Here is an 11,291-nt window from a genome sequence, read left to right as displayed (position 1 = left end):
CCTCCGGCGCGCCTCCTTCGTGGCAGCATGGTGACCCGGTTCGTTGCGGTGCACTGGTTGCCCACAGGCGGTGGAGGCTTCGATGCGGTGGTTGGTGGGATGGAGCAGCACCGCCGCGGGCGTTACCGGGCTCGGCTCCGCCGGTGCCACCGGACACGACGGCCAGACCCTGCACCCGGTGGGCTCCCAGCTCCTGTGGGGCGACCCCGACCCGCTGTGGGCGGTCGGCGACTGGCGCCCGGACGAGGTCCGCGTGGTGCAGGCCGACGCCCGGACCAGGATCGCGGTGCTCGGCATCTGCGGGGCCTCCGACGAACAGCTGCGGGTCGGCCTGTTCGCCGCGCGCGGGGGCGCGCTCAGGCATCTGACGGCCTGGCCGGGAAGCTATACCGCCGTCGTGCAGGTGGACCGCCGCATCACCGTCTGCGGCGATCTCGCCGGAGCCCGCCCGGTGTTCCACACCCCGTGGGCCGGCGGCACGGCGTACGCGACGGCCGCGCTGCCGCTGGCCGACCTCATCGAGGCCAACCTCGACTTCGGTCACCTGGCCGCCCTGCTGGCCGCCCCCGACGTACCGGCCGCGCTGGACGACTCCACGCCCTACGAGGGCGTACGGCGCATCCCGCCGGGGCACGCGCTGATCCTGCGGGCGGGGGCGCGTGAGGTCGCCGGGTACGAGCCGGTCGCCTCGCTCGCGGTGGCCGCACCGCCGGCCGACCCGGACAGCGCGGTCGGCGCGGTGCGCGACGCGCTGGTGGAGGCCGTCCGCGCCCGGCTGTCCGCGCCCCGGCACGTACCCGACGTCGACCCCGGCCCGGTGCCCGGCATGGGCCCCGCCGAGCGCCGCGCGGCTCGCGGGATGCCGGTGCCGGGCATCGGGGCCGACCTGTCCGGCGGACCGGCCTCGGGCACGCTCGCGCTGCTGGCCGCCGGGCTTCCGGGCCGGCCGGGCACCCTCCTGGGCCACGGCACGGGAGCGGGGGAGCGCCTGCTCGCGGTCACCTTCAACGACCTGACGGCCGACGGGCGCGAGGCCGAACTGGAGCGCGCCGGGACGCTCGCGGCCAACCCCCGCCTGCACCACGTGGTGGTGACCGGCGGCGAGGACGTGCTGCCCTACGCCGAGCTGGACGGCCCCCTCACCGACGAACCCGGCCCGTCCCTGGTCGCGGCGGCACGGCACCGCGCACGGCTCGCGGCGGGCAGCGCGGACCACTTCACCGGCCACGGTGCCCGGCAGGTCCTGGACGCCCACCCGGCGCGCCTGGCCGACCTGCTGATGGACCGCAAGCGCCGCCACCTGGTCCGGCCCGTCGCCGCGCTCGCCAAGGCCGACGGATCGGTCATGGTCCCCGCGCGCGTGTACGGCGCGGCGCGGCGGCTGGCGAGGACGCCCTACCGCGCGGGACTCGACCTCCTCGCCGAACGGCTGATGCACCGCCGCTTCGACGAGCCCGGGGGCACCGTCGGGGCGTCGCTGGCCGCACTCACCTGGGCGAGACCCGGGCCGGCGGCCCGGTGGCTGACCGGAGAGGCACTGGCTGAAGTATCGGTTCGCCTGCAAGGGACGACGACCCGCTCGGGGGTGGGGCCCGGGCAGCGGCCGGGCGACTACCGCGCGCGTGCCGCCCTGGCCCGGCAGGCGGCGGACCTGCGGGTGCTCGAACAGGCGGCCGAGGTCCGCTCCCAGCGGCTGCACACGCCCTTCCTGGACAACCAGGTCGTCCGCGCCTGCCGGGCCCTGCCGGAGGCCCTGCGGGTGCAGCCGGGCGCCCGTGCGGTGATCCTGCGCACGGTCCTCCAGGGCGCCGGGGTGGGCGACCTGCCACCCGGCTGGGGCGCCCCCTCGCACGCCTCGGCCGCGGCGGCGTCCCGCACCGGCCTGCGCGTGGCCGTGAACGACCTGGTGGACCTGTTCGCCACCCCCCTGCTCGCCGAGGCCGGCCTGGTGGAGGCCCGTGTGGTCCGCAAGGCCCTGCGCGCGGCGGCGCAGGGCGAGCCGCTGCCGCTGGACGGCCTGGCGGAGCTGGTGTCCCTGGAACTGTGGCTGCGGCGCCTGCTGTCCCGCCGCGGTACCTGCTGGACCGGCACACCCGCGCGTGCCCGCGCGGTACCGGCGGGCATCGCCCCGCAGCGGGGCGCGCTGGCCTCCGGCGGCCGGCCGAGCCCTACCGGCAGGTGAACCCGGACTCGGCCCAGTCCGCGAGGGCCACGGTGTCGAAGGCGCTGTGCGGCTCGACGACCAGCCGTACGGTCCGGTGGCCGGCGAGGCTCACATGGACGGGGACGGCCGGGTCACCGCCCGCGATCGTCCCCGAGCTCCACACGCGGACGCCGTCGGCGTACACCGAGAAGGAGACCCGGCCGAGCCCGGCCGTCAGATCGTCGACGCCGACCACGGCGTCGTAGGCGGAGCACTCCCGGTTGAGGTCGATGGTGACGGAGGACTCGCCGTGCACGGTCACCCCGTGCGCGTACCGCTTGTCGGCGATCGACAGGCTGTGGCGCTGCCACACCCAACTGCTCGCGCCGAGCCGCACCTCGGGGCGGGTGCCGTCTCCGGTGATGTCGTACTTCAGCTCGTTCAACGGGTAGACCACCGGCGCGGGAGGAGGAGTCGGCGTCGGCGGGGGAGTCGGCGTGGGCCCGGGCGCGGGCTGCTTGGTCGGGGCGGGCGTCGGCGACGGTGACGGCTCGGGTGCCGGTGTGGGGGTGGCGGCGGGGGGCGGCGTCGCCGCGGCGGGAGGCACCGCAGGCTTGGCGCTCGGTGCCGGCTTCGGCTTCGGCGCGGGCTTCGGCGGCTCGGGTTTCGGCTTCGGTGCCGGCCTCGGCGGCTCCGGCGTCGGGGTCGGTGCGGGCGGTGGAGGGGGCGTCGGTGTCGGCGGTTGCGGCTCGACGACCGGGACGGACGCGGCGGGCCGCGCCTCCGGTTTCCCGACCGGGGCCTCCCGACCGACCAGCGCGAGCGCGACCGCCGCGGCGGCCACGGCGACCACACCGGCCGCGATCCCCGCCTTGATCGGCGCACCCAGCCCCTCCGAGGCCCCCGCGCCCCCGCCACCGGAGGCACCCCCGGACGCGGCACTCGCGGCCCCTGCCGCGCCCGCCGCACCCGCGCCGCCGGCGACGATGCCGAGCGCCTTGGCGTACCCGGCGGCGCCGAACCAGCCGATGACGGCGACCGGGACCACGGCGGGGATGCCGCCGGCGACCTCCGCGATCTGGGTGGCCGCCAGCCGGCACTTGGCGCACTCCTCCAGGTGCTTGCGCAGCCCCCGCTCGGCACGGGTGCGCAGCTTGCCGCGGGCGTAGCCGCCGAGTTGGTCGGCGTACCGGGCGCACTCCTCGTCGGCGGTGAGGGCGGCACTGACGTGGGCCTGGAGGTAGGCCTGCCGCAGACCTTCCCGGGCCCGGCTGGCCAGCACCCGCGTGCCGTTGGCGTCCAGCCCGAAGAGCGTGGCGACCGCGCTCGGCGACTCGTCCTCGACCTCCGTGTGCCACAGCACGGCCTGCCACCGCTCGGGCAGCGAGCGGAAGGCCCGCATGGCCATCGACTGCTCGGCCTCGTGCATCGCGCGCACGTCGGCGCCGAGGTCCAGGCCCGCTCCGAAGGAGCCGGTGGACGCGGCGTCGTCCGACAGCTCCGCGGCCCGCGCCGCCTGCGCGGCGAACACCGCGAAATCGTCGACCAGTTGCTCGCGCCGGGCGGTGCTGGTCCACCGCGCGGCGACCCGCCGGACGGTGGTGAGCAGATAGGCGCGTACGGCGTGCTCGGGGCCGGAACCGCCGCGCACCGCCTGAAGCACCCGGGCGAACACCTCGGCGGTCAGGTCGTCGGCGGTGTGGGAGTCCCGGCAGCACGTGCGCGCGTACCGGCGTACTGCGTCGGCGTGGCGCCGGTACAGCTCCTCGTACGCGCTGTCGTCGCCCGCGCGCACCCGCCCGATCAGCTCGGCGTCCGACGGCGGCAGGTCCGCCGAGAGCGCGGGCTCCGCCGCGGAAGGCGGCGGTTCACGCGCCTCGGGCCGCTCGCGCTGCCCCGGTACGCCGCCGTGTGCTGCCGGGGAGCCGCCCTGTGCCGGTACGCCGCCCCGTGCCGGGGGGCCTCCCTTGGCCCGCCCGGTGCCGCGCGGAACCCCGGACGGTCCGCCCTGGGCCGGCACCTGCGGAGAATCCGGCCCGTCCGTCCGCGACCCGCCGTCACCGACGACGTCATCACGCCCGTCAACGCTCATCGCGCAAACGCCCCCGAAGTCGGCCAGACCGTCCCGATCACCGGGCCAGACTGCCACACCGACCGCCACCGGGCCCCGGCGGCAGGGATCCTCCACTCGTCCGTGGGGCCCGGTCGTACCCGGGTACCGTCCTCACCCGTAGGAGGAAGGCCCGCAGGACACGTCTCACGCGGGGACCACGGCTCACGCGGGCCGCGAGCGCAACCCCTCCAGCAGGATGTCCAGCAGCCGGGCCGAAGCGGCGGCCTGCTGTGCCGCGTCCGGCAGCGAGGGTGCCGCCGTCGCGATGACCAGCAGCACGTCCGACACCGACACGTCCGGCCGCAGTTCGCCCGCCGCGCGCGCCCGCTCCACGAGCCGGCCCACGACCTCCAGCAGCGCCGCCGCCCCCGCGTCGTCCTCCACCGCGCCGGACTTGAGCGCCGCCCCGTCGGTCACGAGCCTGAGCTCCCCGGAGCCCGGCTGGGCGCGCTGCTGCGGCACCCGGGGGTCGGCCCGGTCCTCGGCGACCGAGACCCGCAGCACCTGCGGCGGCAGCAGCCGCCCGGCGCCGGAGGCCACCGACGTCCGCAGGAAGCGGGAGAGCGCCGACCACGGCTCGTCCTCCTGGCCGAGCGCGGCCCGCGCCTGGTCGGCCAGCCGGGACGTCTCCTCCTCGGCTATCCGCCGCACCAGGACGTCCTTGCTCGGGAAACGCCGGTACACCGTGCCGACGCCGACGCGCGCGCGCCGCGCCACGTCCTCCATCGGCGCGCCGTACCCCAGTTCGCCGAAGACCTCGCGGGCCGCCCGCAGCACGTGCTCGAGGTTGCGCTGTGCGTCCACGCGCAGCGGCGCCGTCCGGCCCGTCCGGGGCTCGTCCCCGCGCGCGTTGCCCGCCGTAGCGCCCATCGCCCCGCCACCGGGTGGCACGGCGGACGCGGTGGACCAATGAGTGCCCTGAATGTGCATATGTGATCCCCCGGTAATGACGTCTCCCCCCGGAGACTCTCCCCGTTCCTGATTCCGGAGTGCGCGGAACGGGATCACGCACGATCGGGCCCGCCCCCGAGATCCGGAGGTACTCGGCGGGCTCGCTCGGACCACATCCCCCACACCCCGTCGACACACGAACATAGTTGAGAGGGAGTCAATTCAGAAGGGGCAGGTTCCGCACGGAGCGCCCCCCGATCGGAGTACGAGCCGCATACGTCCGTATTGCGCCCCCTTCCGCCCCCCGGCGTACACCCACTGACCTGCGCCCTTTCCTCATACGTCGATAATTCGGCCAACCCCGCGCCGCTCCGGCCGACGGTCACACAATTCGTCGGGGCTGTGGACAAACGAGAGCGTCGGGTGCGTCATGGGATGGTGAAGGAACGTGCGCGCATTCTCGTTGTCGGCGGCGGCTACGTCGGGATGTACACGGCCCTGCGCCTGCAGCGGCGGATGAAACAGGAGCTCAGTCGGGGCGAGGCGGAGATCACGGTGGTCACGCCCGATCCCTATATGACGTATCAGCCCTTCCTGCCCGAGGCCGCGGCCGGCGCGATCTCCCCCCGGCACGTCGTCGTCCCGCTGCGCCGCGTACTCGACCGGTGCCGCATCATCGTCGGCGAGGCCACCTCCATCGACCACGCGCACCGCACCGCGACCCTCACCACCCTCGCCACGGAGGAGACCGGGGGCACCGAGAAGCTGACGTACGACGAACTCGTCCTCGCCCCGGGATCCGTCTCGCGCACCCTGCCCATCCCCGGCCTGATCGACTACGGCATCGGCTTCAAGACCGTCGAAGAGGCCATCGGCCTGCGCAACCACGTCATCGAGCAGATGGACATCGCCTCCTCCACCCGCGACCCCGCGATCCGCGACGCGGCCCTCACCTTCGTCTTCGTCGGCGGCGGGTACGCGGGCGTGGAGGCGCTCGGCGAACTGGAGGACATGGCCCGCTACGCCGCCCGCTACTACCACAACGTCAAGCCCGAGGACATGAAGTGGATCCTCGTCGAGGCCTCGGACCGCATCCTGCCCGAGGTCGGCGAGGAGATGGGCCGCTACACGGTCACCGAACTGCGTCGCCGCAACATCCAGGTCCTGCTGCGGACGCGTCTCGAATCGTGCGCCGACCGGATCGCCGTCCTCAGCGACGGACAGCGCTTCCCGACCCGTACGGTCGTGTGGACCGCGGGCGTCAAACCGCACCCGATCCTCGCCGCCAGCGACCTGCCGCTGAACGACCGCGGGCGCCTGAAGTGCACCGCGCAGCTGACCGTCGAGGGCGTCGAGCACGCCTGGGCCGCGGGCGACGCCGCCGCGGTCCCCGACGTCACCACCGGCGAACCGGGCAGCCTGACCGCTCCCAACGCCCAGCACGCTGTCCGTCAGGCCAGGCTCCTGGGCGACAACATCAGCCACTTCCTGCGCGGCGAGCCCCTGGAGACGTATGCGCACACATACGCCGGCTCGGTCGCCTCACTCGGACTGCACAAGGGCGTCGCGCAGATCTACGGGCGCAAACTGAAGGGCTACCCCGCCTGGTTCATGCACCGCGCCTACCACCTCAGCCGGGTGCCCACGGTCAACCGCAAGACCCGGGTGCTCGCCGAATGGATGCTGGCGGGACTCTTCAAACGGGAGATCGTCTCCCTGGGTTCACTCGAACATCCCCGGGCGGAGTTCGAACTCGCGGCCGGTGGAAAACATCCTCTCGACCCGAACATCAACCCGAAAGGGTCGTCCTGACCGGACCGGGGAACTCCGCCGCACGCCCCGGCGTCCAACGGATGTCGGCGCGGTCGGCCGCACCACCCAACAGGCCCGCGGCCGAGGACGGGCAGTCGCCCGCCCGGCACGGATGACGCATTCCCGCTGTGCCGCACCCCCGGGACAGTAAGAATGTGCGGTCACCGCCGCGCGGCCCCTGACCCCCGGCCGGGCCCGGAGCTGGCCTGAGACGACGACACGAGGCAAGGATTCGTGAACTTCACGCGCTGGAGCGCCCGGCTCCCCGGAATCAACGGAACGCAGCGCCGCACGGCGGCTCGGCCCGATCTCGCGACCGTCCCGGACCGGCGGGCGGACGGCACCGTACCCCCGGCCCGCGCCGAACAACTGACCGACGAGACGGTGCCGGTGCCCGCCGTCGACGAACTCCCCGCACGCGAGGTCCTCGACCGCGTCCCGGCCCTCGTCGCCCTCGTCCACGGCTCCGACCACCGCATCGCCTACGTCAACGACGCCTACGCGGCGGCCTTCGGCGTACGCCCGCTCGGCGGACCCGCCCGCGACGCCCTGCCCGAACTGCGCGAACTGGGTCTGCTCCCGCTCCTGGACCAGGTGCTGCGCAGCGGCAGGCCGCGCACCCTGAAGTCCCGCAAGGCACCTGACGGCCGCTCGTACACGTTCACGTGCACACCTGTCGCCGAACCGAAGGACGACGGCCGCGGCGTTCTGGTCTTCGCCACCGACGTCACCGACCACGCCGACGCCGCCGAACGCCTGCGCGCCAGCGAGCGCCGGCAGCGCGAGACCGCCGTCACCCTCCAGCGCTCGCTCCTGCCCCAGGTGCTGGAGCAGCCCGACGACCTGCGCATCGCCGCCACCTACCAGCCGGGCGGCACGGAGGCCGCGGTCGGCGGCGACTGGTACGACGTCATCACCCTCGGCGGCGGCCGCACGGCACTGGTCATCGGTGACGTGATGGGCAGAGGGGTGCGGGCGGCCGCGGTCATGGGCCAACTGCGCACCGCCGTTCGCGCCTACGCCCGCATGGACCTGCCACCGCACGAGGTCCTGCAACTCCTGGACGGCCTCGCCGCGGACATCGACGCCAACCAGATCGCCACCTGCGTGTACGCCGTCCACGACCCCAACGAGGGCCGGCTGGTGTACGCCTCCGCCGGGCACCTGCCGATCCTGGTCCGCGACGAGAACGGCACCGTGCTGCGCGCCGACGAACCCACCGGCCCGCCGCTCGGCACCGGCGGCTGGGTGCACGCCTCCGGCTCGGTCCCGCTGGGCCCCGGCTCCATGGCGGTCCTCTACACCGACGGGCTGGTGGAACGCCGCGACGAGGACCTGGACGAGGGGATCGCCGCGCTGGAACGCGCGCTCGCCGGCGCCACCGGCTCCCCGCAGGTGGTCTGCGACCGACTGGTCCGCTCGGCCGGTGTGCAGGCCGACCACGACGACGACGTGGCCGTCCTCGTCCTCCAGCACCCCGCCCGCACCGGCCCGGACGGCGAACTCTTCCGCAACGCCGCACTGGAACTGCTCGGCGGAGTGGAAGCGGCTCCACGCGCGCGTGCGTTCGCCTCCGGCGTCCTCGCCAGCTGGCGCTTCCCGCCCGATCTGCACGACCTGGGCGTCCTCGCCGCCAGCGAACTGGTCGCCAACTCCCTCCAGCACGGCACCCCGCCCATGCGACTGCGGCTCCGGCGCACCGACCGCCGCCTCATCGTCGAAGTCACCGACGGCGACGACCATCTCCCCAGGCGCCGTCGCGCCGATCCGGGCGACGAGTCGGGCCGTGGCATCGCCATCATCGCCACCATCGCCACCAACTGGGGTTCACGCAGAACCCCTGGCGGCGGCAAGGCGGTGTGGTGCGAGTTCACCCTGCCGGAGGCAGCGGTCCGGCGGGGCCTGCGCTGAGGCGGACCGTCCGCCGGGGAGCGGGGGTCCGGGGCGCGGCCCCACGACCGGCCGGCGGCGGGCGCGGGCTCAGGCCTCCGCGCCCACCGGCTCCGCGGCCACCGCGCCCCGAGCGACCACCCGGCTCCGAGCGGCCCACGGATGGTCCTGCGCGGGGCTGAGCCCCCGCCCCAGCCGCAGCGCCAGGACGGTGATCAGGAGCGAGAACAACAGGAACGTCACCACGTACGGCCCCGGCAGCGAGGCCGCCAGCGGCCCGCCCACGGCCGGGCCGAGCGCCAGCGCGAGCTGCTTCACCAGGGCGAAGGCCGAGTTGTACTGCCCGGCCATCCCCTCCGGAGCGAGATCCGCCACGAGCGGCGCGACCGTCGGCGACAGCATCGCCTCACCGAGCCCGAACAGGGCGTACGTCGAGATGAACGCGGCCGTGGCCATCGCCCGGCTGCCGTGCCCGAGTCCCGCGTACGCCGCCGCGGCCCACGCCACGGCCCAGATCAGCCCCACAGCCGCGATCATGCGCGACCGCCGCCGCCGCTCCACGAACTTCAGCACGGCGAACTGCGCCACCACGATCATCAGCGTGTTCGCGGCGAGCGCCGTCCCCAGCGTCGACGTGGCCATGCCCGCGGCCTCCACGCCGTACGCGCTCAGACCCGACTCGAACTGCCCGTAGCAGGCGAAGAACAGTACGAAGCCCAGCACGCACAGCTGCACCATCGCCCGGTTCCCGATGAGCTGCCTCCAGCCGTCCCCCGCCGGCTGTCCGGACCGCGCCGAGCCGGCGGGGATCCGCGGCGAGTGCGGCATCCGCACCGTCGACATCAGCACGACCAGCAGCAGGAACACCGCCGCCTCGATCGCGAACAGCAGCGTGAAGGAGGACACCCGGGTGGTGTCGACGAGGTGCCCCCCGATGAGGCCGCCGACGCCCAGCCCGAGGTTCTGGAGGAAGAACTGCATCGCGAACGCCCGCGACCGCGTCTCCGCGGTCGAGCAGTCCACGATCATCGTCGCCAGCGCCGGCTGCATCACGGCCTGCCCCGCGCCGAGCGCAGCCGCCGACAGCAGTACGGCTTCGGCTCCGCCCGCCAGCCCCAGGCTCAGAGCGCCGAGCGCGGCCGTGACCAGGGCGGCGAGCAGGACCGGCAGCGGGCCGCGCCGCACGATCGCCCGGCCGGCGAACGGCAGCACGATCAGCGCGGCCACGGCGAAGACGGCGAGGACGATCCCCGCCGTCATGGCTCCCAGACCCCGCACCTGCGCCACATAGACGTACAGGTAGGGAACGGTGAAGCCGAGCCCGAACGCGCTGAGTGCGTTGCCCACGTGGATCCGGCGCATCGCTGCGCCCATCGCCCTGGTCACGTTCACCCTCTCTTAAGTAGGTAGCAAGTAGTGGACATCGGTGCTTGAAGAGGTCAGTAGTTAGTACTGAAGACTTCGAAGCTAAAGTTCGAGGCTAAACAGTACACCTGGAAGGACTTCAACGCCAAGCAGTCCCGTGCCATACTGCGGGCATGGGCGACAACCCCGGCGGCACCGACGGCATCGGCACCGAGCCTGCGCTCGAGGAGCAGATTGCCGCCTACCAGCGCGAGTTCCAGGACCTCGACCCCCAGGTCGAGCAGATCGTCTCCGCGCTGTCCCGGCTCAACCGGCGGATGAACGTGGCCTACGGCCGGCAGACCGCCGCGCTCGGCATCAGCAACGCCGACTGGGAGGTGCTGAAGGCCCTCGTCCTCTCCGGCGCCCCCTACCGCCTGGGCCCGAGCGACCTCGCCAAGCGCCTCGGCCTCACCCCGGCCGCGATGACCCACCGCATCGACCGGATGGTGGCGGAGGGTCTGGTCAACAGGGAGCGCGACGAGGCCAACCGCGTCCGGGTCATCGTGGAGCTGACGTCCGAGGGCCGCGAGAAGTGGCTCGAGGTCATGCGGCTGGCCACGGTCTTCGAGGGCGACCTCCTCCAGGACCTGTCCCCGGCCGAGCGCACGGCCCTCGGCGAGGTCCTGACCAGGATCCTGCGCCGTGTGGAGCACGCCCAGCCGGACGCCGGCGGTCGGCTCTCCGACCTCGACTGAAAACCCCGGCGGGGACGCTTGACAGTCGCCTGCCGGATCCGTAATGTTCTCCGGGTTGCCGCGGGGCCGTAAGGCTTCTCGTCGACACCTCCGCCGCATGAGCGGCACTCAAACCACCAGCACGATCTCCCATCCGGGATTGTTTTCGGCATGCCCGAATTCAATTCGAGTGGGACTCGTCGATCTTGATCAAGCGCCCGAGGGCCCGATTGGGAACCGCCGAGAGAATCCGCTAAGGTTTGAGACGTCGGAACGGCCCAACGGCCGCGAAGACAAACCCCGCTGACTGGGGATCAGGTCGAGAAAGGATCTGATAGAGTCGGAACCGCCGGAAAGGGAA

General features: G+C 73.8%; 7 protein-coding genes. 4 read left to right on the top strand and 3 right to left on the bottom strand.

The genetic code is table 11. From position 1 onward, the window contains the following. Positions 1-82 precede the first annotated feature (82 nt). A complete protein-coding gene (locus tag ACFY3J_RS36965; RefSeq protein WP_384187585.1) occupies positions 83-2,182 on the top strand; it encodes an asparagine synthase-related protein in 2,100 nt (699 codons plus the stop codon). On the opposite strand, the gene ACFY3J_RS36960 is transcribed toward ACFY3J_RS36965, so the two are convergent. Beyond that, entirely contained in the window at positions 2,169-4,235 is a 2,067-nt protein-coding gene (locus tag ACFY3J_RS36960; RefSeq protein WP_390842705.1) for a sigma-70 family RNA polymerase sigma factor, read from the bottom strand. The genes ACFY3J_RS36965 and ACFY3J_RS36960 overlap by 14 nt on opposite strands. A 183-nt stretch (positions 4,236-4,418) precedes the next feature. After that, positions 4,419-5,186, bottom strand: a complete 768-nt coding sequence (locus ACFY3J_RS36955; protein ID WP_384187589.1) for a TetR/AcrR family transcriptional regulator — start codon at positions 5,184-5,186, stop codon at positions 4,419-4,421. A 396-nt stretch (positions 5,187-5,582) separates the two neighbouring features. Between ACFY3J_RS36955 and ACFY3J_RS36950 the strand changes: the two genes are divergently transcribed. Together ACFY3J_RS36950 and ACFY3J_RS36945 are read left to right on the top strand one after the other, a co-directional pair. Then, positions 5,583-6,959: an NAD(P)/FAD-dependent oxidoreductase gene (locus tag ACFY3J_RS36950; RefSeq protein ID WP_384187591.1), complete on the top strand. Its 1,377-nt coding sequence runs from the start codon at positions 5,583-5,585 to the stop codon at positions 6,957-6,959. A gap of 234 nt (positions 6,960-7,193) precedes the next feature. After that, positions 7,194-8,870 carry a SpoIIE family protein phosphatase gene (locus tag ACFY3J_RS36945; RefSeq protein ID WP_384187594.1) on the top strand — a complete coding sequence of 559 codons (1,677 nt, stop codon included), beginning with the start codon at positions 7,194-7,196 and terminating at the stop codon, positions 8,868-8,870. A gap of 69 nt (positions 8,871-8,939) precedes the next feature. Here ACFY3J_RS36945 and ACFY3J_RS36940 read toward each other — a convergent pair whose 3' ends face one another. Next, complete coding sequence (locus ACFY3J_RS36940) at positions 8,940-10,211, bottom strand: MFS transporter (RefSeq protein WP_384187598.1); 1,272 nt, start codon at positions 10,209-10,211, stop codon at positions 8,940-8,942. A 176-nt stretch (positions 10,212-10,387) separates the two neighbouring features. On the opposite strand from ACFY3J_RS36940, the gene ACFY3J_RS36935 reads away from it, so the two are divergent. After that, entirely contained in the window at positions 10,388-10,951 is a 564-nt protein-coding gene (locus ACFY3J_RS36935; RefSeq protein ID WP_225076308.1) for a MarR family winged helix-turn-helix transcriptional regulator, read from the top strand. The last annotated feature ends 340 nt before the right edge of the window (positions 10,952-11,291 follow it).

The organism is Streptomyces sp. NPDC001231, assembly GCF_042896885.1.
In the GTDB taxonomy this organism is placed as follows: Bacteria; Actinomycetota; Actinomycetes; order Streptomycetales; family Streptomycetaceae; genus Streptomyces.
This window is presented reverse-complemented; position numbering and strand designations above follow the sequence as displayed.

What these genes read in the sequence shown, in the direction of transcription:
- ACFY3J_RS36955 (WP_384187589.1), bottom strand. Translation starts at nt 5,186, where the DNA reads ATGCACATTCAGGGCACTCATTGGTCCACCGCGTCCGCCGTGCCACCC.
- ACFY3J_RS36940 (WP_384187598.1), bottom strand. Translation starts at nt 10,211, where the DNA reads ATGCGCCGGATCCACGTGGGCAACGCACTCAGCGCGTTCGGGCTCGGC.
- ACFY3J_RS36960 (WP_390842705.1), bottom strand. Translation starts at nt 4,235, where the DNA reads ATGAGCGTTGACGGGCGTGATGACGTCGTCGGTGACGGCGGGTCGCGG.
- ACFY3J_RS36935 (WP_225076308.1), top strand. Translation starts at nt 10,388, where the DNA reads ATGGGCGACAACCCCGGCGGCACCGACGGCATCGGCACCGAGCCTGCG.
- ACFY3J_RS36950 (WP_384187591.1), top strand. Translation starts at nt 5,583, where the DNA reads ATGGTGAAGGAACGTGCGCGCATTCTCGTTGTCGGCGGCGGCTACGTC.
- ACFY3J_RS36965 (WP_384187585.1), top strand. Translation starts at nt 83, where the DNA reads ATGCGGTGGTTGGTGGGATGGAGCAGCACCGCCGCGGGCGTTACCGGG.